We start from the raw sequence: 25,854 nt of genomic DNA, 5'->3' as shown, positions 1-25,854 counted from the left end.
CGCATTCAGATGTTTGACATTCCTAAACTCCGAAACTTAGTCATAGCTTACTTTTGACTTCTGACGCAAGAACCTTGCTGACTTGCGCGTAGCGCTATAAATAGACTTCCCAATCAGATTTAGTGGTAAATAAGCGCGTATTTATGCATACTAGGTTCGGTATAGCCAAAAATTATAAACAAACAAAATACAGTTTACTTATTACAGCAATTTTAAATTGGGGTTCTTTAGTACCTTGTTTAAAACCCCTGTATACACCATATCTTTGAAGTCAAAAACTAACTCCAAATAATAAAACTAATTAGTTGCTTTTACAGTTAACCATTACCGTTTATCCATTTTATCCATTATTAATTTCTATTATTAATAGGTATCCGTGTAGGAATTATGAGAATTAATTTTTGTTCCCTCTGCCCTACTCCCTACTCCCTACTCCCTACTCCCAACTTATCAAATAATTCTATGGTAAATTAAGTCATAATTGTCCCATCCATTAACCACTGATACCGATACTCTAACTCGACTTTCATTAAAGGGTAATTCTCCAATATTTCATCCTGAAGAATAATCTTTTCTGCTGCATCCCTCGCCAAATTTAATACCTCTTGGTCTTCTACCAAACTAGCTAGAGCAAAATCTGCTAACCCGGATTGGCGCTTACCTAAAACTTCCCCAGGACCACGAAAACGCATATCCATTTCAGAGATAAAAAAGCCATCCTGGGACTGTTCTAATACCCCCAAACGTTGTCTAGCTGTTTCAGTATTAGAACCACTTACTAAAAGACAATAAGATTTGTCAGAACCTCGACCCACACGACCCCGTAATTGGTGTAACTGAGATAACCCAAACCGTTCTGCATTTTCAATCATCATTACGGTAGCATTTGGTACATCTACACCCACTTCAATAACAGTAGTTGAAACAATAATTTGGCTTTTGTTATCCCGAAAGGCACTAAGTGATTTATCTTTCTCAGCTGAATTCATCCGACCATGAAGTAACCCAACCTTAAATTCTGGAAATATACTTTCAGACAGTCGTTTATGCTCTTCAATTACTGACCGCAAATCTAATTTGTTCGATTCCTCAATCAAGGGCAATACCATATAGGCTTGCCGTCCTTGAGCCACTTCTCGACGAATCAGGTCATAGGCATGTTTCCTCTCTTTTCCCTTTAGTACAGTAGTCTGAATCTTCTGACGACCAGGGGGCAATTCATCAATCTGACTCACATCCAAATCCCCGTGGAGGGTTAGCGCTAGGGTTCTGGGAATTGGCGTAGCGGTCAGAGTCAGCACATGGGGAGATTGGCCTTTTTGCTGTAAACGAGCCCGTTGCTTGACCCCAAATCGATGCTGTTCATCGATTACTACTAAACCCAAACTGTGGAAGTTCACTGGGTCTTGAATCAAAGCATGAGTTCCTACCAACAAAGGAAGTTCTCCTGTTTCTAGCTGGGAATGAATTTTTCTACGCTTAGAAACTTTAGTAGAACCTGTTAGTAATTCAACCGGAAGGTGTAGTAAATTAAACCAATTTACTAACTTACGATAGTGCTGTTCAGCTAATACTTCAGTGGGAGCCATCAGAGCAGCTTGGTACCCCGATTGGATGGCGGCTAGAATAGCATAAACTGCCACAATAGTTTTACCGGAACCGACATCTCCCTGAACCAATCGATTCATGGGTGTCTCGGATTCCATATCCTTGAGAATTTCATTGATGACTCTTGTCTGAGCCCCGGTTAATTCAAAAGGAAGCAGTTGATGAAATTGGTCAAAGAGTTTACCAATCGGAGCCATGACCGCACTGCTTTGGGTTTTACGCTGAGCTTGGCGGCGCTGGAGAAATCCGAGCTGTAAGTAGAAAAATTCATCAAAGACTAAGCGCCTTCTGGCATCAGCAAGGGTGTCTGCATCTTGGGGAAAATGAATGTTTGCGATCGCATCAGAAACCCCCATCAACCCATATTCTTTACGAAAGGTTACTGGCAAGGGTTCCTTAATCAAAGAAGTGTAGGGAAGTGCAGCAATTATCGCCCGCCTCACCAAGTCGGCTGGTACCCCTTCGGTTAGGGAATAAACCGGTACAACTCGACCTATTTTCATCGAGTCAATGCTACCCCCTGGATGCTCTAATACTTCCAGTTCCGGGTCTTCTAGAGTAATCCCATATTTATTTTTCTTTACCAAACCCGAAGCAGCTACCACTGCTCCCACTGGATACCGCCGCTTTTGTTGATACTGCCAGTTACGATTACTGTAACGAAAGCCAGCAAAAAAACGACTGAGCTTAATTTCACCAGTAGAGTCTTTTAAGACTATATCTAAAATAGTTAATTTTTTATTACGAGGGCTACTGAAACAGTTACAGCGCTTCACTGTACCCATGATAGTAACTGTTTCACCAGGTACTAAGTCAGCCATATTGACCTGACGGGCATAGTTAACATGATCACGGGGGTAGTAATATAGCAAGTCACGCACTTTGTGCAGACCCAGACGTGCTAAATACTCACTGTTTTTACTACCCACCGCTGCCAACTTAGCCAGTGGTAGGTCAAGGTTTTTTTTACTACCAAGCTCTGAGGATGCCTGTTGTTTCTCCACCAAGGGCTTGGTTTTAGGCACTCTGACCATAGGATGTTCTGTTTGAGATTTATCTTTAGCTAAACGGCGTTGAGTGTCCTGCTGGAGGTCGTTGAGAAAGCGGCGAGTATCAGCTACCAGATGTTGCCTTTGCTGTAGCGTCATCTGAGCATAACGGGCAAACTGATTGCCGATTTCCTGCCAACGCCGTTTCTCAGTTGATGTGAGGACATTAGGAGTCTTACTAAAACTGAGGCAGAGGAATTCACTAAAGCGGTATTGATTCCCTTCCAAATCAGTAAAGCCAACTCTTGCTTCTACCGACAGGGCTTTTTGCAATCGCACCCAATCTGGTAATTCGGTCATTGGTCATTGGTCATTAGTCATTAGTCATTGATCATTACCTCAGTTTAATCATCAAACCAGCTGGCACGCCATGCTGCTTCGGCTTGAGCAACTGCCTTTTGCCGCTGTTTTTTGTAATACTCTCGCTTCAGTTGACTCATTTTAGCTAATAGATCTCTAATTTTATTACGTCCAGGGGTCAAGTTGGGCTCAGCAAACTCTATCTCAGATAAGCGCAGCTTAATGGCAATAATACGGGTTAATCTGGATTCATCGGTTTCCCGATCACCTTTAGTTTCCATCATTATTTTGATAATATTAGGAGATTCAGCCGTTTCGACCGCAGATGCTTCGACTTTTACCGCTGCTTCTAGGATTTCTTGGGGGAATTTGTCTGGTATAATAGAGCATTTATGCAATAGCCGATTAGCTTCCACAGAGACATCTTGAATGGTTTTGGTGATCCCACTGTCTAGGTGCTTGAGCCATTGCTCCAGTTTTTCTATGCTATTTCGTGGGTTACTCGTTAACTCAGCTGCTGGTGATGGCTCGGTTGGAGCTTTAAACCATGAAGAGTCTTCTGTAGATGAAGACATTTCAGAATTTTCAGAGTCATGACTTGGATCATGACTCTGATCATGATCCAAGTCATGATTAGAGTCATCAGTAGTAGCTGACCTTGACTCTTGCCACTGTTCGAGGAGTGATGGCAACTGTTGTTGAGTCTCTTGAGCCAGCTTTCGTAGGGATTGCTGTAACTGTTGCTTACTGTTAACCGACAAATTTAGAAAAGACTCAGGATACCCTTGAGTGCAAATCCGATAGGCAGCCATAATCAGCTGCTGCCCCACGCATTGACCTAAAAAGGTCAAATAGTTAGAGTAGGTTGTTTGGAATTCCTGTGCCAAATGGATGATGGCTTCCTCTAAGGTTGCCAATTCCTGGTCAATTCGATTCACTGCTGTTATCTATACAATTCCATAGTTAATCCGTTGAGCATATCAAATACATGCCTAGTCTACAGTATGCCCATTCTTATAGTTTTACCATGATCGGCTTATACCCGTGAGATTGTCCAATTCTCCACACCCAACTCCACACCCAATGAGATCCCCGACTAGACATGGCATCTACCTAATTTTGAATACGCTCATTTTTTGTGAAAAACAGTATCTATTGATACAGAATCATAACAGAAAAAGATATTATATCAAAACACCTCAAATACAAAGCTATCAACTAGTCAATAACCCCACCTAATCCGAAAGGATGTAAGTGGGCTAAGAAAGCGGTAACACTTTCTTAGGGTTGACTAGACCACAAGCGCGTTTAGCTGGTAAGCACTTCCGTTATACTTCCCCAGTTCGGATTATCGGAAAACTTTCGTGAGCATTAGTGTGTGGTAGTTGGGACATCTTGCTAAACTTGGGTCTTGGGGACTAATCACTTTTACACGAGAGGTTGATAACCATGTATCGTGTAACAGTTTTATCGAAATTGCTTGGTCAATTTTCTACCAAGAAAACACAGTTACTCGAACCTAGAACTGGATTAATTTGTAAACCGTTAGTTGGAGGTGCAGCATCTCACAGGGGGCTGAGTGCGACAAAGTGGCGTTCGCACTTTGACAGGACTTACGCGGTGAAGTTTATTTCGCCCCCCTAGCCCCCAATTATGGTGTGTAATGATGTCACAGTTACCCATAATTGGGTAATTTAGGGTGCAAATGTGTAAGTCCTGTTTGAAATCCCCTTAACCAGGTAACTCTACCAATGTAGAGGGTGTATCCTGCAGAAATTTTTAATGAAATATTTCATTAAAAATTTCAAATAATGCTTTAATTCCCTTGACTATAGTCCCAGTTATTTGTAGGGTTTTGTCTTAAGACGAGGCTTTAGCTGACGAAACTCCCTGATTACTGGCGCAGACAGGGGTCTAGCATCTAGCAATCAGGTATGTAAAGGTAGCAGGGTGAGGTCATGATGAGTCCTTGAAAAACGATGGACTCTTAGGTTTCGGTGGCTAATTTTACAATTTGTTTCCTGAAGTTTCTCAGTGTGAGGAAGTGTATCTAAAAGAGAGGTAAGTTAACGCTTATTATGACAAGTTCAAAATCTCAGCGAACAATGAAAAACAAAGGTACCCTAGTAAAATCTAGGCGACCTATGGCTCACCAAGCCTCCCGCTCATCGTGGGATTATCCTTATCTAGAGCCATTCAAAGCGATCGCAAAATCCTTTTCCCCCTACTGGCTCGCCTGTATTCCCCTGACAGGGATAATTATTCTAGTTTGGCATACAGCTGCTGTTGCCCAGGATAGTGCGGCACCTACCCCAGCAGAAATTCAGGGAACTCTCAATACTATCTGGGTATTGGTAGCTGCTATTTTAGTTATTTTCATGAATGCCGGATTCGGAATGCTAGAAACCGGCTTCTGCCGCCAGAAGAATGCGGTAAACATTCTCTCGAAGAACCTAATCGTCTTTGCCTTGGCAACCATTGCGTTTTGGGCAATTGGTTTCTCCTTTATGTTCGGCAAAGGCAACGCATTTATTGGACTGTCGGGCTTTTTCCTCAACAGTGAAGAGCCCGCTACCTATGGGTTAGATCCATTTCCGGCAGGTCTACCGATATCGGTATTTTTCCTATTCCAAGCTGCTTTTGCTGGAACTGCTGCCACCATCGTGTCCGGTGCTGTTGCTGAACGGATTAAGTTCCTAGACTTTTTAATCTTCAGCATCCTGATTGTTGGGGTATCCTACTCCATCACTGGACACTGGGTTTGGAGCAGTGATGGTTGGCTTGGTGCCATGGGATTCTCAGACTTTGCTGGCTCAACCGTGGTTCACTCCGTTGGTGGCTGGGCGGCTTTGATGGGAGCTGCCTTCCTCGGACCCCGTAGCGGTAAGTACCAAAACGGTGAACCTCGTGCTATCCCAGGTCACAACATGAGTATTGCCACTCTTGGTTGCTTGATTCTCTGGATCGGCTGGTTTGGCTTCAATCCCGGTTCTGAGTTAGCTGCTAGTGAGGCAGTTCCCTATATTGCAGTAACAACTAACCTAGCCGCAGCAGCTGGTGGGATTACTGCTACCTTGACGGCTTGGCTAAAAGATGGTAAGCCAGACCTGTCAATGATCATTAACGGGATTTTGGCAGGATTAGTGGCAATTACCGCTCCCTGTAACAATGTCACTTATCTCTCAGCAGTGATTATTGGTGCTATTGGTGGCATCATTGTTGTATTCTCCGTTTCCTTCTTTGACAACATCAAAATTGATGACCCGGTAGGGGCAATTTCAGTCCACTTGGTCAATGGTATCTGGGGAACCCTAGCCGTTGGACTTTTCGCTAAAGATTCAGGTCTGTTCACCGCTGGTAGTGCTGGTCAGCTTGGCACCCAAATCATCGGTATTCTAGCGATTGGGGGCTTCACGGTGCTGTTTAGTGGCATCGTCTGGTTCGTGCTGAAACTAACCCTCGGTATCCGGGTGACACCAGAAGAAGAACTGGAAGGCTTGGATATTGCCGAACACGGTATGGAAGCTTACGCTGGATTTGTCAAGGAATCCAGTGTGATCCCTAGTTCTAGCATGGGTAACTTCAGTAGTACTACAGACATGGCTAGTAGCTCTGAATTTTAGCTTCCGGCAAAAGAAGCCCCACAACGAACATGCGCAGCATGAGTGTTTAAAGTTACCGTAAGGATAGGGTCGCCTTTATGGTTAGTCGGTTATGCGTAAAAGGGTTAAAACTTTTTGATTAAGGCGACCCTATCTATCGGTTTCGTCTCCAGGGATGAATTTTGCACAGAGTCTTTCACAAAAGACCAATCTATGTGTTATACTGGGAATACTGACTTTCAAAGCCGTTCGCGTAGCGTGGCCAAAGGCCATAAATGCTGGAAAGTTGGTCAAACATTATTAAACAAAAGACCAAAAAAACAGAGCGGCAGGGCAGTCCGTTCTTAAAGCCCAGCGCCTCCTAAGCAATAGCTGGATTGGCTGGGAAGCCCACACTGAACTCAAAGAGTCAGTGTGGGAGCTGTCACCGTTTTGCTGATATGGCCGATTGCTTTTAACTAGGTTTTGTGAACAGTTAACAGTTAACTGTAAACAGTTAACTGTTAACTGATGGTATTACCTTTGCCCTCAGGGATGTTAGAACAGAAATAAGGCAAATTTTTTGTTCATTGAGTTGAAGCGTTGTCCACCTTGGGCTTTAATATCCCTTGCTGCCAATGGGTTTATGATTGTGACTCTCACCTGGTTACTACTGGGTGAGTATCACCAGTCAAAGTCAGATCCAGTTAGCCATCCTGTGGTAACTACCCGAATTTTAAATCCTACCCCTGAGCCAGTAATTGAATTAGGGCCACGACACCAGTTAAATTACCAACAATGGCTGGCACTGCTGGAGAAGGAAGCTCAGGTAGTGGCTAATCAACAACCGGAACAGTTAACAGTCCTGTTGGGAGATTCTCTAAGCCTATGGTTTCCCAATGCACTGCTACCCCCAAAACGCTACTGGCTTAATCAAGGACTGTCTGGGGAAACCTCAGCAGGGTTGCTCAAGCGCTTAGATATTTTGGATCAGACTAAGCCAGAAGCAATTTTTGTGATGATTGGCATCAATGACCTAATTCGGGGGGTCAAGGATGAAGCAATTCTAGAAAACCAACGGCTAACGATTCGCTACTTGCGGCGAGCCCATACCGAAACTAAGATTGTCCTTCAATCGATTTTGCCCCATGGTGCTGAACAGGCAACCTGGGAAGGACGCGATCGCTTACTTACTATCCCCAACAGTCGCATCCAAAATCTGAACCAGCAGCTAAAAGCGATCGCTCACGCAGAAGGAGCGATTTATCTAAATCTCTATCCCCTCTTTGCTGATAGTCAGGGCAACCTGCAACCTGAGCTTAGTACCGATGGCTTGCATCTGAGTCCCCAAGGTTACTTAGTCTGGCGCTATGGTTTACAAATCTTTGAGGAACTTATCCTCCAAGAAGGATTAGCTATTCCGATAGCAAAGGGGACAGGGAGCAGGGAGTAGGGAGAAGGGAGTAGGGAACAAAAATTATCACAATTTATTTAGGATTGCTATAGTAACTAAGGTCAAGGTTGATTAAAAGTAAATTAATAGTAATAGCAGTGATTGATAATTAATTTTATTCAGATAGCTCAATGGATACAAAAGCTTTCAAGCGCTCACTCCAAAAATCAGATAACTACCACCGTAAAGGATTTGGTCACGAAGCCGAAGTTACCTCTCAGTTGGAATCGGAATATCAAAGCAGTCTGATTGAACAGATTCGTGCCAAGAACTATCGGCTGCAACAGGGAGATGTGACCATCCGGCTAGCAGAAGCATTTGGCTTTTGCTGGGGTGTAGAGCGAGCTGTAGCCATGGCTTATGAAACCCGCACCCACTTCCCCAATGAACGGATCTGGATTACTAATGAAATTATTCACAACCCCTCTGTTAACCAGCGCTTGCGGGAAATGGAAGTAAAATTTATTGCCGTTGAGGATGGCAAGAAAGACTTCTCTGTTGTCGGTGCTGGGGATGTAGTGATTTTACCAGCATTCGGTGCTAGTGTTCAGGAAATGCAGCTGCTCCACGAGAAAGACTGCAAGATTGTAGATACTACCTGTCCTTGGGTGTCCAAAGTTTGGAATACGGTAGAGAAGCATAAGAAAAAAGAGTACACTTCCATTATTCACGGCAAATATAAACACGAGGAAACGGTAGCAACGAGTTCCTTTGCCGGAAAATATCTAGTGCTGCTGAATCTACAAGAAGCGGAATACGTTGCCAACTACATTCTCAATGGTGGCAACCGGGAGGAATTTCTCGATAAATTTAAAAACGCTATCTCAGCTGGCTTTGACCCGGAGCAGGATTTAGAGCGGATTGGGATTGCCAACCAAACTACTATGCTCAAGACCGAGACCGAGCAGATCGGCAAACTTTTTGAGCGCACCATGATGAAGAAATATGGTACGTCTAATTTAAACGATCACTTCCAAAGCTTCAATACCATCTGTGATGCCACCCAAGAACGGCAGGATGCCATGTTGGAGCTAGTGGAAGAAAAGCTAGACTTGATGATTGTGATTGGTGGTTTTAATTCTTCCAATACCACTCACCTGCAAGAAATTGCGATTGAGCGAGAACTACCATCCTATCACATTGACAGTGTCAACCGGATTATTTCTGCTGATGAAATCGAGCATAAACCCCTGCATCAGGAGGTGGAAGTAGCACGAAATTGGCTTCCCTCTGGTTCGATAGTAGTAGGAGTAACCTCTGGAGCGTCTACTCCTGATAAGGTAGTAGAAGATGTAATCAATATGATTTTTGAACTGAAGGCGACTGCTGTCGCAGTTTAGAACTAACTGGGGTTAGTTTAGGAATAACTGGGATTAGTTAAAATTGAAAATTTCAACTGGTTAATAGCCATTGATTATTTTCAATTTTAACAATTTTGTAAGCATTCAGATCTAAGCTCATGCGCTACGCGCACGCTACGCGAACAGCCTAATGCTTACGTGCCTCGATATCGATCCTGGGGATGCTAAAAAACGATTGGATTCTTACCAGGAAAACAATGGTCAAAAGTTTGATTTATCCCTAGCAATCACGTTTCCATTATAAACGAATAGGTTGACTTAAAAAAAATAATAACGGTAAAATTAAATGTAGTTTACATCTACTTAAAAATTGTATTCGCGCCTCATATTTTTTTTTTAAAACTTTTTTTATTAATTGCAAATTGCCATGGAAATCCAAGACTACTTCGACTTCCTAGCCTCTGACGACATTCGCATCAAAGGTAGCCGCATTGGTATCGAAAGCGTCCTCTACGAATATATCTACCGCGCCAGAACCCCTGAAGAAATTACCCAACAATTTGACACCATTACCTTAGAACAGGTTCATGCCACTATTCTCTACTATCTACACAACAAAGAAGAGGTCAGCGCTTACTTAGCTGACTGGCTAGAGTTTTGCCGCCAACAACGAGAAGAACAAAAACAGAATCCTTCTCCTGCACGACAGAGGTTCCGGCAATTGAAAGCAGAAGCCGCTCTGGAGCGAGAGTCATCCCAAGCGAAGAGCGCTGTATGACGATCCAATATTTACTGGACGAGCATATCGCCTCCCTTTACCGAACCCAACTGATGCGCCAAGCACCAGAACTTATTGTCAGAAGGATCGGCGATCCAGGCGCTCCTCCTAAAGGAACTCTCGATCCAGAGATTTTAATCTGGTGTGAGATTCATGATTTTATTTTAGTAACAAACAATCGGAAATCTATGCCTAAACATTTAGTAGACCATCTCGCAGAGAGTCGGCACGTACCGGGGATTTTTGTAATCGATCCATCCAATCATATTGGAGAAACCCTCGCAGAGCTAATCATTATTGCTGGAGCTTCCTTTCCCAAGGAATATCAAGACCGAATTGAATACTTACCCTTGAGCGAATAAAAAAACAACAGTGTAACGCACGTGAATGCTTACAGAATTTTAAATTAACATCCAAGGTGATAAATTTAATGTAAGTATTAGGGTGAATACTGACGATCGTACTTATGAGGTACAGTCAATTTTATTCCCCCTACTCTCTACTCCCTACTCCCTACTCAAAATTACCATCAACCATTACCCTCCAATCGCCACAATAACCATCCTCCTGCTCCGAAACCGAATAAATTAGGTAACCAGGCGGCTAAAACTGGGGATAGAATTCCCGCTATACCGAAACCTCCGATTACAAAGCTCAGTAAGTAGTAGCCAAAAATTACGATTAAACAGACCCCAAAGCTAGTCCCTTTACTAATTCGTTTAGGTCGAATACTCATGCTTGCTCCCACTAAGCCAAAGATTATACAAATGAATGGAAAAGCAATTTTTTGTTGCATCCGCACTTGCAGCATCCGGAGTTTTTTGCGATCGCCAGCTCCCTTAAGCAAGTTAATCATTTCTATGGCTTGAATAATATTCATCTCATAAGGGTCACGGGCTTTAGTGACTAAATCAAGGGGTGCTCTAGGAAATGGGATTTGTTGATGATCAAAGGTTACTATTTTCTGGAAAGAGGTATTAGGACTAATAAAATAAATTGACCCATGGAAAAAATCCCAGGTATTTTGCTTAGAGTTCCAAAGGGCTGATTCCGATAGAATAATTTTCTTCAACTTACCCAGATTAGACCACTCCAAGACAGTCATATCTTTCATTCTCTGACCATCAAATCCATTGGCGTAGAATAAGCGTTTGATTGTCTGAGTACTTGTGCCATTGGTTTGGGTAAAAGTCTGATACTCTGGATACAGAATACCGTTTTCATCGAAAGCGGGTTTTTCCTGATTAAGAGCTTTTTCTAAAGTTATAGTTGCCTGGTAGTTAGCCGCTGGAACAATTAATTCATTGAAGAGGAAAGTTATCCCCGTGACCACTAGGCTGAGCACCAGAGCAGGGGCAACTAGTCGATATAAACTCACACCGCAGCTGCGCAGGGCAATTAACTCACTGTCATTACTCAAGCGAGAATATGCTATTAGTGTCGCGAGCAGTACTGATATGGGTAAGGCATAGGACATAAACTCAGGAAACTTTAAGAGCACGACTTGGGCAGCAATTGTCCAAGATAGTCCTAACTCAGTGATTTTGACTACCATATCAAACAGGCTACCCACAGCCACACCAATAGATGAAAACCCGCCAACACCAAATAGAAACGGTGGGATGAGTTCAGCAGCGATGTAGCGATCCATCACTGATAAGCTAGGAAAAACGAATTTGAGGAAGTAAGGTTTGCCGAGTTTCAATCTTCTTAAGTGGTTAGAGTTTCAAAAAGCATAGAAAACAATTTCATGCCTTTTGTTGCTAAGTTTTCCCAATCCAGTAAACCTACCATGTTTGTTATGCGAGTATCTGCAAACTATCGCAATTCTGATCACAAGTGGTGTGGGGTGTTTTATAGCAGAAGTCAGAAGTCAGAAGTCAGAAGTCAGAAGTCAAACTCTTGCGCTTATTTAGGTTTGAGACTTTTGTCATGTCCGCGCCTGCCCTGGCGACTGCTATACAAGGGTAGGTTTTTTACAAAGGGGCGAGTAGGTACTTTTATTGTCTTGATGCAATAGCGAGTGGGGGAAATCCCCAAGACCGCGCTGCATCGCTACGTATAAATTAATCCAAATATGTATCAAAATACACAATAATTTCCGGGATAATTCTCCCCATTTCCCGCTCTTCCCCTCCTGGGAGGCAGGGCTGTTTCAAACTTTAATAAGTTAACGATTATTGGAGATAGGGGGATAGGGGGATAGGGGGATAGGGAAATAAACTAAAATTTCCCGAAAAATCCGCCAATTTAGTCATTAAAATCTGACAAATTAGTTGGGAGGAAGCAACTCCAATGACTAACAATTCGTGATTCGGCCTTCGAGGAGGGTTAGATAAATTTGGCCAAAATTCCGACTATTCGCGCTCCTTTTCTCCCCATCTCCCCATCTCCCCATCTCCCCATCTCCCCATCTATTTTTGGCGAGAATGAAACAGCCCTGCCTCCTGGGAGGGGTTAGGGGTGGGTTCCGACTCCCGACTCCCGACTCCCGACTCCCGACTCCCGACTCCCGACTCCCTACTCTTCGATAACCTCTACCAAATCTTCAACCATAACATCAAAGGCCCGGGCTAGCTTCAGAATTGCTGTAAAGTCCGTCATACTCATGGCGTCACGTCGGGCATAACTAGCCACAGTGCTATAGGTTACTCCAGAACGATCGGAAACTTCTTTCAAGGTCCAACCCTTCTCCGCTGCTAATTCTCGAACTCGTAACCTAATTAATCCCATTTTGGACTTGACAAACTACGCAACTACATATTTACTAGTAAATAGAATATTCGGCGATCACCCAAGAGGCCGCAAAACTACTGGGCGATCGCCTTTCTTAAAACAACCCATAGAAATGGGGTATTTCACTATATGATATCAACTCGACAAACTTACCGAGACCGATTAAAGCCGTGGTGTGTCATTCGGCACCTACCTAAGATGCAACGCATAACCGTAGCTCGATTTCATCGGCGCAGTGATGCGGAAGCCTATCAGCAAGCTCTTCAGCGTTTGCTGCCCAATTTCAACCATGTGGTGATATTTGAAACACCCTTGAAGGAATAATCCTGTTGGGAAACTGCAGGGCTAAATTGCCCTTGGTGACGGTTAAAGGTTAAAGGGAAAACCTCTTTCTACCTTTAACCGAATCCTTTAACTGAAGTTAACCAGTACTAATGTACTAAATTATGCCAAAAGTCCTATCAATCTTGGCTTAGGAGTATAATTCAAGCATCGTTGCCATAGGCCAAATTAGGACAGCTCTTCCTGTAAAACCTGGTAATAACCATTAATCTTGAGTTTGACATCGGAAGCATTAGCGGGAATAAATTGTTCCAAGTCAATCTCTAAAGCCTCTCCTTGATGTAGACTAAAATAGTCTTCATCCACCTTTTGTAACTCAGTCATTGGATAAATGACTTCCTCTACCTTTTCTGTTTCGGGGTCAGTGTAAACAATTGAAAGTGCATCAATATAAGTAATTTCTGCTTCTCGTTCCTCTATCCTAATTTTCGATACGCTATCCCCCAGGCTATGCAACTCCTCCTGCTGTAAGGATTTATTCTTTCTGGCATATAAAATTGTGCCTAGTTCTAACCAGCCATCTTGTTTAGGATCATAAACCACCAAGTATGGACAACTTCCAGCCTGTAGATAAGTGGATATATAGACAGTAGGCTCATCACTGGGTGGTAATATATCGATGCTTTTACCATTTATTTTTATTGACTTAACATTTAAAATCGAACCGACAGCAATTCTATTAGGAATTAACTCCGATAATTCACTTAAAGAACTAGTACTGTTTATAAACTCTTGAGAAAGAGTGATAGGAGTCGTAAGTAGTCTGTTTTGCTGTTTATAATCTGACGTATTGGAAAATTTTTTCGACTCTGGCTTCGATAAAGCCTTCGTAACATAAATATCTTTAAGATTAACAAGTTTACTTTTATCAAAATATTTTAAACCCAGATTATGATAATACTCCTCAATATATTGAGCATTAAAACCAAACTCTATGGGGATTAAAAAATTATTCCCAGGTTTCAAAGAAATGTTGAGTTCTTGTGTCCAAGTATCACTAGATTCAAAAATGCTACTCCTTTGATCTGCAACTGTAAGCTCGTAAGGACTCTTTTTAATGGAATCATAAGTTATAGAATTTATCCTGACCGGTTCTTGATTATTGTTGACCAAATCAATAAATTTAACATAAGGCAATGAAGCAATTTTTTCAATTGAAAAAATTGCTCCATTGCCTCCACAGCCAAAAGATTCAAATTCATTTATATCAATAACAAATGGATAGTTAAAGCCGAGCAAACCACGAAAATCAGGATTATTAGCAATAATATTTTTAATCCAAACGTCCCGATTTTTACAGGCACTCAAACGATAGTAATCTTTTTGTCCATACTTAACAATATCTGAAAGCTTTGGGTATTGTATAATATTCCCAAGTACTTTTCCTTGATCATGATTATACATTAAAAATGTATATTTACTGTCATCATCGGTATTAAATTGACCTAAAACCGGTGCATAACTCAAATTCTCACAGAAATCATCTTGTAGAAATTTAATAGAATTATTTGTGTATTCTAATGAAAAGTCCCCAACTCCTTCTTCTCTATTTACTAATACTTTAGTATCATCCAATTTATCTTGACTCGCGATCTGAACACCCGAAGTAACATTTATTACTTCTTGATTGCCACTCTCATTTATGAATTTATTGATGTTGTTAAAAACATCATTACGAGCTACTAAAGGAACACTATCAATATCAATGGTTTGCAATATTTTTTGAATTAAAGGACTGTTTAGATCCGGTTTCATTAAGGATAGAGTTAGTGGAAAAACTTCATTTTCCGCTGTATAGTGTTGATAATCAATCTTCAACTCTAACTTTGATAACTTATTAGACTTTAATTTGAATTTTCTGTTGGTGTCCGGATCTACCTCCAGATTAATTATTTCCACTAAAATTTCATACCCTTCTTTAGTTATATTAATTTCAACACTTTCTCGATCAGGTACTTTAATTTCAGCATAGCCACTTTTTGTAGTATATTTAGTTGTTGGTGCTCCCTTACTGTGAAATTGTACTTCTGCACCTTCTATAGGTTGATTGTCTTCTGTTTGAACCAATAATGTAACGTCAACTAAACCCTCATCATTAAGTGTAGTTAAAATTGAGGGGAAGTAACTTATATTTAGCAATCCAGCCAAGATAAATCCAACAATGAACGATCCTAAAATAACCTTTACAGAATAAGGCAGACTTTGAAAATAGTTAAGCATATAGCATCAGGGGTAATCACCGGCATAGAGAAACTGAGTAAGCCCATAGACTACAGACTAACGAAAGAAGTCTATCAGCACTATTAACACTCTTTTGTCCAGAAGTTTTGAATCCAGTAATAAAAGTTTACATTGTCAACCTATCCTTGTTGTCAACAGAGCACGAAGTATGAGAAAAGCGATGCATCCCTACTCCCTACTCCCTACTCCCTACTCCCTACTCCCTACTCCCTACTCCCTACTCCCTACTCCCTACTCCCTACTCCCTACTCCCTACTCCCTGCTCCCTGCTATAACCCTCAACAACTGTACCTTTCCCCAAACTATTCCAAAAGCTCCAACACAGCTTTCGGTGAAAGTTTATCCTTAAACCAAACAACTTGAGCTGGTAAATTCTTCACCGTAACCCCAGCTTTATCCAAATTTAACCGTTCCGAAATCGCCAGAATCAAATTGTCACATTCGGCCTTGCGCACCTGAGCGAATTTCTTCCTTAAATACTCTGGACGCCAGTAACCAATAATTTCTAATAGGAAATTTCGCCCATCAGGATGAACAATCCGAAAGTCGGGCACCATCACACTACCAGGAATAGGAATTAAATCCACTTCTCGCTCTAAGACCCACTCAGTTTTCTGAGATTCCCAACGCTTAGCAAAGGAAGCTTCTAACATACTGTCGTAGGGTTTACCAGGGGGATAGTGAGTCACCAAGCCACAGCGGTCATTAAGGCTAAAATGCCCCGTCTTGATCGTACCGCTGTAAGGGTCACGGCTTTGTAAGGTAGCCTTGAGACTCCATTTAGTAACGTGTAGTAAGGCTGGAATCAGTTTTGCGATCGCTAAACCATAGCGAGTACTCGGCTTAAATAAACTAGTCGGTCCATCAATAGTAATCGTGAAGCCATGATCCGCATCCCCTTCAATGTAGGTCATCAGCTGAAACAACTTCAAATAGCGGATTAATAGCTTATACTCCCCTGGAACATTCCGGTGAGCATTCAGAGTCATCTCAGATGCCCGATAAAAAATACCCTGAACTTGAGATAAATTATAGCGATGTAGTAATGCCTCTGGTGCTGGGTGATCGAACTGAGTCAGAATACGATTTTCGTGTAAATCCGCATAAAGTCCTTTAGAAATTTGCTCAGGCAACACTTCCTGGTTTAATTCCTTAGATAAAGCAGTGCTGAGGGTTTCTAGAGTCTCTTGAGTTGCCTGGCGACTAGGAACAGATTGAGCCGCCAGAGCAAAGACTCGTTGACGGAGTTCCTTAGGGTCTATGGGGCTAACAACTTCAAAGGTACTGAAGCTCGTTTTAAGAATATGGGCTAAACCTCGTTTAACCCGGTAGTCAGGACTATCTCCTTCCCAATCAGACAACTTACGGTCTAGTTCCCCTTGGGTACTACCAGTAGCCTCAATAAAGCAGTGGATTAACTCAGCTGCCATAGCACAGGTCTGATTGTTAATCAGCAACCGTTTGGGAATTATTTCTTCGCCATTTTGTCTACTAATTAGCAAATCAGTCGGTAGCATTAATAATTAAGTGTTTTTTTCTTTCTTTGCTGTGATATCTTGCTTTTAATGGCGGTGTCATGATAATAATAAACGGGTAAAGACACTGCCAGCTTACCTGGTACAGAGAATAAACAGAGAGTAAATGTTCAAGGAGGTTTTTAGTAAACTATTATACCAAAATTTATTCTTTACTCGAAATACTTCCTTTGACCCTAACCGTTAAGGTTGGCTCGATTGAATTATACAGAGGTGCTAAATAACCATGAAAATCGCTCTATCCCCAGAATGGCCATTTTTGATTTCCCACCGACTAAACCATAAATCTGTGGCGTCTACACCTGAACGCCAATCCAACCTGGACATAGAGACAATGGTAAACCAGATGATTACCAGGGGTCAATTGAGCCGTCAAGAGTATTTACAGCTGACGAGTGCCTTCCTCTGCGATTACAATATAAGCGACGCAGAACGCCACCAGATTAATCGGATATTTGATAATGTTCAGACTGGTCGTGTGAAATTAGTTGATTGTCAAGTTAGTTGATTAGGGACGCACAGTGATAACCACCCACACTTTGCTATCTCGAAAGTGTGGGATGACAACCAAGCCTTTGTTATTAGCCGTTATTAGCCTCAGGGTTTCCTTAAGACATCCATCTTGGTTGTGATTATCTCAGAAATACTACCTTACCCCAAACTAGATAAGCACTCCCCCGTGAGCATCCTGATGGATGGGACATTGTTTTAACTGTTGTCAAAGCGCATCTGACAGGCATTGAATCCCACGACCTCCTTACCGCTAGGACGTGGGGCTTGAAGCCAGAATAATTAAGCGGCATAATTAATCAGCTTGACTATTGCGTCACAATTAGGTTTAAGCATCACCAAATCAACTCTGGCATCTCCTAATGGGATTGCTATTTTACCGAATTTTGCGGAATTACAAGCTATCCCAGGGAATAATTTGGTAAAAGCAAAAATCTAGTAAGCGCGAGGTATTCAAGTGTCGCAATCCAAAGCAACTGTGCTAGTTACAGGGGGTGCCGGATATATTGGCTCCCATGCTGTATTAGCACTCTTGGAAGCTGGCTACGACGTGGTGGTTCTAGACAATTTAGTCTATGGTCATCGAGACATAGTCGAAGACGTTCTAAAGGTGAAGCTAATTGTCGGTGATACCAATGACCGGGTATTACTCGACAATCTTTTTAGTGACTATGATATCAGTGCAGTGATGCACTTTGCTGCCTATGCCTATGTAGGAGAGTCGGTAACTGACCCTGCTAAATATTACCGCAATAATGTCACCGGGACACTAACACTCCTGGAAGCTATGGTAGCAGCATCTATTAAGAAATTAGTCTTTTCCTCTACCTGTGCTACCTACGGGGTACCAAAAACTGTACCGATTCCAGAAGATCATCCCCAAAACCCAATTAATCCTTATGGGGCGAGTAAATTAATGGTAGAGCGGATTCTATCGGATTTCCATACCGCCTATGATTTAAAATCCGTAACCTTCCGCTATTTTAATGCCGCTGGTGCTGACCCAGAGGGTAGGCTAGGGGAAGATCACACTCCCGAAACCCACCTTATCCCCTTAGTGCTGCTCACTGCTTTAGGTAAACGGGAGTCCATCTCCATGTTTGGTACCGATTATCCCACAGCTGACGGAACTTGTATTCGGGACTATATTCACGTCAAAGATTTAGCCTCTGCTCATGTTTTGGGGTTGGACTATTTGTTAAAGGGTGGGGATAGTCAAATCTTTAACTTAGGCAATGGCAACGGCTTCTCAGTCAAAGAAGTCATTGAAGCAGCCAGATTTGTCACAAAACAAAACATCAAAGCTATAGAATGCGATCGCCGTCCTGGTGATCCCCCCGCTTTGGTCGGTAGTAGTGACAAAGCCAGACAACTTCTGGGTTGGTATCCCCAATATTCCCATATCAACACCATCTTGTCCCACGCCTGGCAATGGCATCAGAAGCGCCATGGGGTCAAGGATAATGTCCTTAGGGTTCCCGTAGCATAAAGGATTAAGGATTAAGGATTAAGGATTAAGGATTAAGGATGTTCGCCTTAGGCGTCCCTTGTAGGGTATAATTAAGGATTAACTATAATCACCAATTCCAAGATCTAAAACTATGTAGTAGGGACATAGGGACAGGGTTGCCGATTGGCCAGATCTAATGGTCAAGTTTTACTTACCTCTGTTCCCTGTGTTTCCCTTCTTCCCCTTCTGAACTATATTCTAAATTTCTATCTACCACACCCCTGAAACGTTCAACGCTTTAGGGGTTAGTGTCGTTCGTCGATTTTTTGTTTGATTAGATTAGGGTGTGGAAAGGGTGATAGTTGATCACACCTGAGATTATAGCACTTGAAACGGGAATTCTGATTCTATGCGCCATTTTCCATTTCCCTGATTAAAGTCTTTATCTAGCAAAGTGTCAATCACCCCACCTAAATCGAAAGGTAATGGTTGGTCTTCCTGAGATTTGACCCTTAGCACTAAGGGTTTAGCTGGTAAGCACTTCCGAATAGCTCCCGAGTTGAGATTATCGGACAATTCCATAATTATGAGGTAAATTCAATTTTGTTACCCCTACTCCCGACTCCCAGGGCTTGCGCTTGACCCGTAATTAAATTCGCCACGGGTCGCACCGCTCCCGACTCCCGACTCCCAACTCCCTCTTTAGTGACCATTAGTGCGTGGTAGTTGGGACATCTTGCTAAACCCGAGGGGACTAATCACTTTCACACGAGAGGTTGATCACCATGTATCGTGTACCAGTTTTATCAAAATCCGATGAACAAAAAAGTTTCCCTAGTTGTCAGTGACTTGTCCGGAGGTGGTGCTATCCGGGCATTTTTGCTCGGACAAGTCCTGAAAAAGCTCAACTATGCCATAGAGATTGTGGGATTTATGTTTGGGAAGGAGTTATATGCCACTCCTCCTTCTGGTTTTACCATTACTTCCGTCCCTGGTGGTAAATATCCTGGAGTCTTAACCGCTGCCCGAGACCTGTTAAAAAATATAGATGGCGATATTATCTATGCCGTAAAACCCAAACCCACCAGTTTTGGTCTGTCTGTGCTGAAAAAGTTTACTAGCCGTCGTCCAATCATCCTGGATATGGATGATTGGGAGCTAAGTTGGTATGGTGGGGACCAATGGCAGTATCGTCCAACCCTTAAACAGTTCGGTAGGGATATTATTACCAAAGATGGTCAATTGAGATATCCAGACCATCCCCTGTATATCAAATGGCTAGAAAACTTCGTCAATTATGCTGATGCTATCACTATAGATACTCAGTTTCTCAAGGAACGCTTCGGTGGTGTCTATCTATCCAATGGTAAAGATACCGATCTGTTTGACCCCGAGCACTATGACCCAGAACACAGCCGGAAGCGTTATGGGTTATCGGAGTATCGGGTATTAATGTTTCCTGGTGCGCCACGACCCCACAAAGGAGTTGAAGATGTTTTAGTAGCGCTAGAGTATCTCAATCAGCCAGACTTAAGATTGGTGATTGTCGGAGGCAGTCCCTATGATGATTATGATCAACAACTCATCAAAAAATGGGGACGTTGGATTATTAAATTGCCCAGAACCCCAGTCGAAGAAATGCCAGAGGTCGTGTCAGCAGCTCATATTGTGGTGGTTCCCCAGCGAGATACTCTGGCGGCTAGAGCTCAGTTTCCCTTAAAATTGACAGATGGTATGGCAATGGCTAAGCCAGTGTTGTCTACCCGTGTTGGGGATATCCCAACAATTTTAGGTGATACCGGTTATTTGGTTGAGCCTAGTTCGCCACAACAACTAGCTGAGGGGATTCAACAGATATTTCAGAATCTAGATGCTGCCAATCATAAAGGACTTCAAGCCAGGGAGCTATGTGTGAAGTACCATAGTGTTGATGCCATGGCGGCAGTTATTGCAGATGTTATTGCTGATTTATAATCTGCTAAGCTGTTCAACATATAATTTTGCTCAGTAACTAACAGCTTTTTTGTTGACTGTTTATGCTTGAATGGAGCACAAGTAAGTCTTCCCCTTTACCAGGGTAAACGCATCTAATTTTTTTAATTATATATATAGTGTTTTTAAAATCAAATAAACACTATATGTGGAAAAGCCATTGTCAATAAGCACAATAAGGCCAGGTTTATTGAGAACTACCCTCGCTTTATTGACAAGATGCGTTTACCCTGTCCCCTATACCAACAGTCAACAGTCAACACTCAACAATAAAAAAACAGTAATCATGTCTCCTAATCGATTACTCCTTAGCTACGCACTACGCCATCCTATCTTGATTGTATTGACTGTCTTGCTGGGATTTTCCAGTGCCATGTTTAATAGTGTCGGTACAACGATAATTGTACCGTTAGTGCTGGAGTTTTTAGGTCAAAAGAAACTAGAGCTAAGCAAAGCCCCCCCTATCATTCAGAAAACCATGGCTCTTTTTGAGGGGTTTGAAGGGGGCGATCGCGTGCTGATAATGGTACTTGTAGTGCTCTTAGCTATTGTCCTGAAAAATGTAGCTAACTATGTCAATATCTTAGTGTCTACCCATTTATCCAAAAAATTAATTAATACCTTTCGTAAAGAAGGGATTAAATTACTCCTGGATCTGGATCTAGATTTTTATGCTAAGACCAAAATTGGTGATATTATAAATCGGATTAGTCAAGAAATTGGTCGAGCCGCTAATGCCATTAAAATTGCCATTCAATTATTTACGACGGTAATCACAATTTTTGTATTTGTATTTCTTCTAATCTCGATTTCCTGGCAACTAACTATTGCAACAAGTATTTTATTATTGGGCGTATTCATTATTAATCAATTTTTTGTTAGGCGGTCTAAGCAATTTGGTAAAATTCTATCAGAAAAATCCAGAAAATATTCAGGATCATTACTGGAAATATTAACGGGAATTCGGTTAATAAAATCAGTGAGTAATGAACAAGATGAATATCAACGGATTGAAAAAGTTATTGATGAACGGGAACAGGCTGAATTTCAATCCCAGGCTAATTTTGCGGCAATTAACCCCATTAATGAAGTCTCGGGAATATTGGCAATTTTAGCCATCGTCTTTGTGGGCAAAAATCTCCTGTTGCAAGATAGTTCAGCAGAAGAACTGGAAGCGATCTCTACTGTTTTGGGGATTTATTTATTCTTACTATTCCGTTTGTTACCAGTAATCAGTCAGTTGAATGGGCAAAGAAGTCGGTTTGCTAATGTGTCTGCTAGTACAGCAATCGTGGCTGATTTTTTGCAGCGAGACAACAAACCGATTATGACCAATGGCAAAAATATCTACACGAAGCTATCCCAAGAAATTCGCATAGAAAATCTCTCGTTTGCCTATCCTGGTCATCAGGATTTGGTACTCAATGGCGTGAATTTGTCGATTCCCAAAGGCACTACTATGGCATTAGTGGGTGCTTCCGGTGCCGGTAAGTCAACTTTGGCAGATTTGTTGCCACGATTTTATGACCCAGTTGAAGGACGAATCACTATCGATGGCACAGATTTGAAGGAGTACGATATTCGTTCCCTTAGACAAGCTATGGGGGTTGTCAGTCAGGATACGTTTTTATTTAATAATTCCGTGCGCAACAATATTGCTTATGGAATGAAAGATGTTACCGAGGCAGATATTATGGCAGCAGCGAAACGAGCTAATGCCTATGAATTTATCATTGAATTACCCGACGGGTTTGATACCAAAGTAGGCGATCGCGGTGTACTCTTATCCGGTGGACAACGCCAACGCATGGCCATTGCCCGGGCGCTGCTGCGCAATCCAGATATTTTAATTTTAGATGAAGCAACCAGTGCCTTAGATACGGTTTCCGAACGGCTAGTACAACAAGCTATTGATGAACTCTGTCGCGATCGCACAACGGTAGTGATTGCTCACCGACTGTCCACGATCCAAAAAGCTGATCAAATCGTGGTTATGGACAAAGGGCAAGTGGTTGAGATTGGCACCCATCAGGAACTGCTTAACAAGGACGGTTACTACTCTCGTTTGTACAAGATGCAGTTTGAGCACAATAGCAATGGAGAGGTTAAAAATGTGGTCAAAAAGGAGTTAGTCAATACCTCCCATGAAGTGCGAACTCACCTGACCCCAATGATTGTTTGCTTGCAGTTAGTGGTGAATGACCTAGTTGATAGCTCTCAGGAACGTCAGGAATTAACTGAAGAAGCCTATCACTCAGCAGTTCGTCTGCTTAAAACCTTGGAGTCTTTAGAAGAAAGCTCAACTATAAAATCAATAGCCTGATTTGTGATCCCTTTTATCTAAAATCCCTAAAAGGGATGCAACATAGGATTGTGGGGTTATTGGTAATCGGTAAGCGGTCATTGGTAATCGGTAATCGTACTCCAGTTAACAATTGTAAGCATTCAGCTATCAGCGATCAGCTGAATGCTTAGTAGATAATTAATCATCATTTGTACTAATCGAGCCAATCCAGATCTCGAAGTCATAACCCTCTGCACGCTGGTCAACTCGCTTACCAATCACCCTCACCTTGCGATTAACAAATCGATCCAATATTTCTTCTTCACGACTGCTGACGTAGACACTCAGGGTTTCTGTTTGAGTTTCAAGCTTGAAGGGCATATCTCGTGTATTGGGACCAACCCGAACAGGGGATGATTGCAAAACTCCTGTTAAAGTTATCTCAGGTTCTGGTCGTTCACGATAAAAGGGTTTGTCCGCAAAAATTGTTAAAGTCTGTCTGTTGTTATCCATACTCGCTTGGGTGAGGAAGAGAGCCTCAGGTTTGACCAATCGCCTGTACCAAGGTGATACTGGTAATACTCTCAATGGTGTAGTTGAAGGTTTCCAGACGGTTGCCAAACCGTCTGGAGTGGTTTTGCCCAGTTCACATCCAAGACAACTAGCGCCCAGGAAGATGATTGCTATGAGTAGGATCCGATAATTTGTTTGCATAACATTTATCTTCCTGTGTACTATAAGCTAGTACTATGTGCTAGTTACGGATTAGTTACAGATTAGTTACGGATGTGGGATGCCCAGTAAACCACCTGGGAGCCTGTGGGGACATTAAATCCACGAATCCGAATCTTCCAAGTACCAGGTGTCAGACTACCGGAAACCCTTGCTCGCTCGAATACACTCACAGCTGAGAAACCCCTGGCTCTTTCAGTTCCTGTGGGATCAATCAGGTGGATATCAATGTCGTTGTGAGCCTGGGATGCAGATTCGGGCCACCACAGTGCACCATCAAAATCTTTTTTGCCAGCAGTGACATTAATTGGAATGTCAATAGTCATTCCGTTGCCTACTACTACTTTACCCCAATTTGCCCAACCATTAGTTGCCATCTTTAGAGGGCCAGCACCTTCTGTATTGTTATAGGGATAGGGATTCTGTCCGTAAAGAATCATGAAGGCGTAGGTTTGACCATGATCAAATGTTCCGAACTGTCGGAGCCAATTGCGGGAAAGCATAGCAGCAGCGGCGGCGTAAGGGGTTGCCCCACTAGTTCCTCCAAAGACCCTCAGAGCATTGTCAGAGACGTTACTAGCGGTTTCGCTAAATGTGGGAGTTTGGATATCTGGCTTGTAGCGACCATCAGTAGCTGGACCACGACCCTGGCTATTGTACTGGGTCTGATCAGTTGTCATGAAGCCGCCGACTCCGATTACCTTGTGAGCAATTCCGGGAGAACGAACTGTGCTACTGCTAGGTCCGAAGTTGCCATTAGCAGATACAAAAATCACACCAGCATCATAAGCATTATCAGCAGCGGTGGCGATTGTTCCTGTTTCCGACTCGTTGGCTTGAATCTCTCCAACAAGTACTTTATCAAACAGAGCGATTCCTCTTTGAATGCCCCTAAGGGTGGCGGTGGTATTGAGACCAAAGTTGCTATAGATGTTCCAACTGTCTAGCCGTATTCCAGTCACACCCCGATAGGCATTCCCCAATCGATTGTTACCACTGATAATGGCGGCGGAGCTAGTTCCGTGATTCCAGAAAGTGTCAAAGGGGTCGTAGCCAGGGTTTGAAGTATCGTTGCAGTTTGGACCACCGTTAACGCAATCTCTTACTAAGGCAATATTGCTTGGGGAGTTGAATAGGACATGGGTGCGTCTGATTCCAGTGTCGAGAAGACCAATCCAAGGTTGAGTTAGTCCCAGATTGAAGTAGGGATCGGATACAATTAAACCTCTACCGTCATCAACATCATTGTTGCTAATGGAGTCCGGTGGCTTTTCCCCTCCTTCTACTGGTTGAATGTAAGCAACATCTTGGGATTCAACCAATTGGTTAATCTTGCCAATCTGTGTCTTTCCAGCCACAGCATTGACAATCCAAAAGTGTTCAGTTGGTTTAAATGTACGGAATGCCTGGTTTTTTTTAATTAGATTCAACTGGGATTTAGTTCTTGCTGCTTTGAGCTCTTCAATCGCCTTGTGGCGTCGCGTACCTCGCTCTCCACGCTTCTCCCCTTGCCCTAATTCTGGCATGAGGGGAATTCGCCGGTCTTCCTTGAAAGTAACAATGACTTCAATATCATCACTCGGTCTCTTAATCTGGCGCAACCGCTCTAGGGCTGGGCTGATCTTTGAGGTCGGGCGAAGTTTACCTATGTCAGGTTTCTTTTCTATGGGAAAGTTCACCTTGTAGATATTCTGGTCTGGGATAAAACTGCTTTTAAAGTCAGTAAACGAACCAGTCTTAGGAATGAACACGGAATTGATAGTGTTAGCCCGGTCTACCGGTACTTGGTAAGGATTGTAAAACTCACCACTGATGGTTTGCTTGCCCTCACCCTTTACCATTAACGGGAACATTAAGGAAATGAGCAAACCTCCCGTCAACAAGAAAAAGCTTTTTCTCGTTACCATTTTGTTTTCCCTCGCGATCACTTAGAGAAATTTTTTTGAATTTACAGACCAGGAC

Annotated in this window: 23 protein-coding genes; 12 read left to right on the top strand and 11 right to left on the bottom strand. The window is 42.6% G+C overall.

Annotated features, from left to right (window positions below; all coding sequences use genetic code 11):
* Positions 1–470 precede the first annotated feature (470 nt).
* Complete coding sequence (gene recG, locus F6K53_RS01030) at positions 471–2,957, bottom strand: ATP-dependent DNA helicase RecG (RefSeq protein ID WP_293021949.1); 2,487 nt, start codon at positions 2,955–2,957, stop codon at positions 471–473.
* Between the two features lie 44 nt (positions 2,958–3,001).
* Positions 3,002–3,895 carry a hypothetical protein gene (locus F6K53_RS01025; RefSeq protein WP_293021950.1) on the bottom strand — a complete coding sequence of 298 codons (894 nt, stop codon included), beginning with the start codon at positions 3,893–3,895 and terminating at the stop codon, positions 3,002–3,004.
* A gap of 1,167 nt (positions 3,896–5,062) precedes the next feature.
* Here F6K53_RS01025 and F6K53_RS01020 point away from each other — a divergent pair.
* Positions 5,063–6,580 carry an ammonium transporter gene (locus F6K53_RS01020; RefSeq protein ID WP_293065187.1) on the top strand — a complete coding sequence of 506 codons (1,518 nt, stop codon included), beginning with the start codon at positions 5,063–5,065 and terminating at the stop codon, positions 6,578–6,580.
* 129 nt (positions 6,581–6,709) lie between these two features.
* On the opposite strand, the gene F6K53_RS01015 is transcribed toward F6K53_RS01020, so the two are convergent.
* A complete protein-coding gene (locus F6K53_RS01015; protein WP_293065184.1) occupies positions 6,710–6,853 on the bottom strand; it encodes a hypothetical protein in 144 nt (47 codons plus the stop codon).
* A 268-nt stretch (positions 6,854–7,121) separates the two neighbouring features.
* On the opposite strand from F6K53_RS01015, the gene F6K53_RS01010 reads away from it, so the two are divergent.
* From F6K53_RS01010 to F6K53_RS00995, 4 genes are all read left to right on the top strand, one after another.
* Positions 7,122–7,991 (top strand): GDSL-type esterase/lipase family protein, encoded by an 870-nt coding sequence (locus tag F6K53_RS01010; protein WP_293021952.1) that lies wholly within the window; start codon positions 7,122–7,124, stop codon positions 7,989–7,991.
* A gap of 131 nt (positions 7,992–8,122) precedes the next feature.
* A complete protein-coding gene (locus F6K53_RS01005) occupies positions 8,123–9,331 on the top strand; it encodes a 4-hydroxy-3-methylbut-2-enyl diphosphate reductase (protein ID WP_293065181.1) in 1,209 nt (402 codons plus the stop codon).
* A 388-nt stretch (positions 9,332–9,719) separates the two neighbouring features.
* Positions 9,720–10,070, top strand: a complete 351-nt coding sequence (locus F6K53_RS01000; protein WP_293021954.1) for a DUF433 domain-containing protein — start codon at positions 9,720–9,722, stop codon at positions 10,068–10,070.
* The gene (locus F6K53_RS00995; protein ID WP_070395639.1) at positions 10,067–10,432 is read left to right on the top strand and encodes a DUF5615 family PIN-like protein; all 366 of its coding nucleotides are present in this window, start codon (positions 10,067–10,069) and stop codon (positions 10,430–10,432) included. Before F6K53_RS01000 ends, F6K53_RS00995 begins: the two co-directional genes overlap by 4 nt.
* Before the next feature lie 167 nt (positions 10,433–10,599).
* On the opposite strand, the gene F6K53_RS00990 is transcribed toward F6K53_RS00995, so the two are convergent.
* Entirely contained in the window at positions 10,600–11,775 is a 1,176-nt protein-coding gene (locus F6K53_RS00990; RefSeq protein ID WP_364301272.1) for an LptF/LptG family permease, read from the bottom strand.
* 815 nt (positions 11,776–12,590) lie between these two features.
* Positions 12,591–12,803, bottom strand: a complete 213-nt coding sequence (locus tag F6K53_RS00985; RefSeq protein ID WP_008185577.1) for a helix-turn-helix transcriptional regulator — start codon at positions 12,801–12,803, stop codon at positions 12,591–12,593.
* A 132-nt stretch (positions 12,804–12,935) separates the two neighbouring features.
* On the opposite strand from F6K53_RS00985, the gene F6K53_RS00980 reads away from it, so the two are divergent.
* Positions 12,936–13,130, top strand: a complete 195-nt coding sequence (locus F6K53_RS00980) for a hypothetical protein (protein WP_293021955.1) — start codon at positions 12,936–12,938, stop codon at positions 13,128–13,130.
* 186 nt (positions 13,131–13,316) lie between these two features.
* Here the strand turns inward: F6K53_RS00980 and F6K53_RS00975 are convergent, their stop codons facing one another.
* On the bottom strand, positions 13,317–15,368 hold the full coding sequence (locus F6K53_RS00975) for a hypothetical protein (protein WP_293065177.1): 2,052 nt from the start codon (positions 15,366–15,368) through the stop codon (positions 13,317–13,319).
* Between the two features lie 169 nt (positions 15,369–15,537).
* Between F6K53_RS00975 and F6K53_RS00970 the strand changes: the two genes are divergently transcribed.
* Positions 15,538–15,738, top strand: a complete 201-nt coding sequence (locus F6K53_RS00970; RefSeq protein ID WP_293021957.1) for a hypothetical protein — start codon at positions 15,538–15,540, stop codon at positions 15,736–15,738.
* Here the strand turns inward: F6K53_RS00970 and F6K53_RS00965 are convergent.
* Entirely contained in the window at positions 15,692–16,906 is a 1,215-nt protein-coding gene (locus F6K53_RS00965) for a DUF790 family protein (RefSeq protein WP_293065175.1), read from the bottom strand. The two genes, F6K53_RS00970 and F6K53_RS00965, sit on opposite strands and share 47 nt — an antisense overlap.
* A 244-nt stretch (positions 16,907–17,150) precedes the next feature.
* On the opposite strand from F6K53_RS00965, the gene F6K53_RS00960 reads away from it, so the two are divergent.
* The 3 genes from F6K53_RS00960 (at position 17,151) to galE (ending at position 18,923) form a co-directional block, all read left to right on the top strand.
* Complete coding sequence (locus tag F6K53_RS00960) at positions 17,151–17,432, top strand: hypothetical protein (protein ID WP_293021959.1); 282 nt, start codon at positions 17,151–17,153, stop codon at positions 17,430–17,432.
* A gap of 306 nt (positions 17,433–17,738) precedes the next feature.
* On the top strand, positions 17,739–17,873 hold the full coding sequence (locus F6K53_RS00955; RefSeq protein ID WP_293079649.1) for a hypothetical protein: 135 nt from the start codon (positions 17,739–17,741) through the stop codon (positions 17,871–17,873).
* An 18-nt stretch (positions 17,874–17,891) separates the two neighbouring features.
* Positions 17,892–18,923, top strand: a complete 1,032-nt coding sequence (gene galE / locus F6K53_RS00950) for a UDP-glucose 4-epimerase GalE (RefSeq protein ID WP_293021960.1) — start codon at positions 17,892–17,894, stop codon at positions 18,921–18,923.
* Positions 18,924–19,262: 339 nt separating this feature from the next.
* On the opposite strand, the gene F6K53_RS00945 is transcribed toward galE, so the two are convergent.
* Both F6K53_RS00945 and F6K53_RS00940 read right to left on the bottom strand, forming a co-directional pair.
* A complete protein-coding gene (locus tag F6K53_RS00945; protein WP_293021961.1) occupies positions 19,263–19,466 on the bottom strand; it encodes a hypothetical protein in 204 nt (67 codons plus the stop codon).
* 2 nt (positions 19,467–19,468) lie between these two features.
* Complete coding sequence (locus tag F6K53_RS00940; protein WP_267875737.1) at positions 19,469–19,597, bottom strand: hypothetical protein; 129 nt, start codon at positions 19,595–19,597, stop codon at positions 19,469–19,471.
* Between the two features lie 103 nt (positions 19,598–19,700).
* Here F6K53_RS00940 and F6K53_RS00935 point away from each other — a divergent pair, with 103 nt between their 5' ends.
* Together F6K53_RS00935 and F6K53_RS00930 are read left to right on the top strand one after the other, a co-directional pair.
* Positions 19,701–20,858, top strand: coding sequence for a glycosyltransferase family 4 protein (locus F6K53_RS00935; protein ID WP_293021962.1), 1,158 nt, complete (start codon positions 19,701–19,703; stop codon positions 20,856–20,858).
* Between the two features lie 304 nt (positions 20,859–21,162).
* Positions 21,163–23,199, top strand: a complete 2,037-nt coding sequence (locus F6K53_RS00930) for an ABC transporter ATP-binding protein (RefSeq protein ID WP_293065168.1) — start codon at positions 21,163–21,165, stop codon at positions 23,197–23,199.
* Positions 23,200–23,358: 159 nt separating this feature from the next.
* Here the strand turns inward: F6K53_RS00930 and F6K53_RS00925 are convergent, their stop codons facing one another.
* Both F6K53_RS00925 and F6K53_RS00920 read right to left on the bottom strand, forming a co-directional pair.
* Positions 23,359–23,874 (bottom strand): hypothetical protein, encoded by a 516-nt coding sequence (locus tag F6K53_RS00925; RefSeq protein WP_293021964.1) that lies wholly within the window; start codon positions 23,872–23,874, stop codon positions 23,359–23,361.
* 62 nt (positions 23,875–23,936) lie between these two features.
* Positions 23,937–25,799: a S8 family serine peptidase gene (locus tag F6K53_RS00920; protein ID WP_293021965.1), complete on the bottom strand. Its 1,863-nt coding sequence runs from the start codon at positions 25,797–25,799 to the stop codon at positions 23,937–23,939.
* Between the last annotated feature and the right edge of the window lie 55 nt (positions 25,800–25,854).

The organism is Moorena sp. SIO4A1, assembly GCF_010672065.1.
Lineage (GTDB): Bacteria > Cyanobacteriota > Cyanobacteriia > Cyanobacteriales > Coleofasciculaceae > Moorena.
This window is presented reverse-complemented; position numbering and strand designations above follow the sequence as displayed.

Bases quoted from the DNA above. Each gene is read 5' to 3' on its own strand.
- F6K53_RS00940 (WP_267875737.1), bottom strand. From the start codon at position 19,597: ATGGTCACTAAAGAGGGAGTTGGGAGTCGGGAGTCGGGAGCGGTGCGA.
- recG (WP_293021949.1), bottom strand. From the start codon at position 2,957: ATGACCGAATTACCAGATTGGGTGCGATTGCAAAAAGCCCTGTCGGTA.
- F6K53_RS00965 (WP_293065175.1), bottom strand. From the start codon at position 16,906: ATGCTACCGACTGATTTGCTAATTAGTAGACAAAATGGCGAAGAAATA.
- F6K53_RS00920 (WP_293021965.1), bottom strand. From the start codon at position 25,799: ATGGTAACGAGAAAAAGCTTTTTCTTGTTGACGGGAGGTTTGCTCATT.
- F6K53_RS00995 (WP_070395639.1), top strand. From the start codon at position 10,067: ATGACGATCCAATATTTACTGGACGAGCATATCGCCTCCCTTTACCGA.
- F6K53_RS01005 (WP_293065181.1), top strand. From the start codon at position 8,123: ATGGATACAAAAGCTTTCAAGCGCTCACTCCAAAAATCAGATAACTAC.
- F6K53_RS00975 (WP_293065177.1), bottom strand. From the start codon at position 15,368: ATGCTTAACTATTTTCAAAGTCTGCCTTATTCTGTAAAGGTTATTTTA.
- F6K53_RS01020 (WP_293065187.1), top strand. From the start codon at position 5,063: ATGAAAAACAAAGGTACCCTAGTAAAATCTAGGCGACCTATGGCTCAC.
- F6K53_RS00985 (WP_008185577.1), bottom strand. From the start codon at position 12,803: ATGGGATTAATTAGGTTACGAGTTCGAGAATTAGCAGCGGAGAAGGGT.
- F6K53_RS00945 (WP_293021961.1), bottom strand. From the start codon at position 19,466: ATGGAATTGTCCGATAATCTCAACTCGGGAGCTATTCGGAAGTGCTTA.
- F6K53_RS01000 (WP_293021954.1), top strand. From the start codon at position 9,720: ATGGAAATCCAAGACTACTTCGACTTCCTAGCCTCTGACGACATTCGC.
- F6K53_RS00980 (WP_293021955.1), top strand. From the start codon at position 12,936: ATGATATCAACTCGACAAACTTACCGAGACCGATTAAAGCCGTGGTGT.
- F6K53_RS00935 (WP_293021962.1), top strand. From the start codon at position 19,701: ATGAACAAAAAAGTTTCCCTAGTTGTCAGTGACTTGTCCGGAGGTGGT.
- F6K53_RS00960 (WP_293021959.1), top strand. From the start codon at position 17,151: ATGAAAATCGCTCTATCCCCAGAATGGCCATTTTTGATTTCCCACCGA.
- F6K53_RS00970 (WP_293021957.1), top strand. From the start codon at position 15,538: ATGAGAAAAGCGATGCATCCCTACTCCCTACTCCCTACTCCCTACTCC.
- F6K53_RS00925 (WP_293021964.1), bottom strand. From the start codon at position 23,874: ATGCAAACAAATTATCGGATCCTACTCATAGCAATCATCTTCCTGGGC.
- F6K53_RS00930 (WP_293065168.1), top strand. From the start codon at position 21,163: ATGTCTCCTAATCGATTACTCCTTAGCTACGCACTACGCCATCCTATC.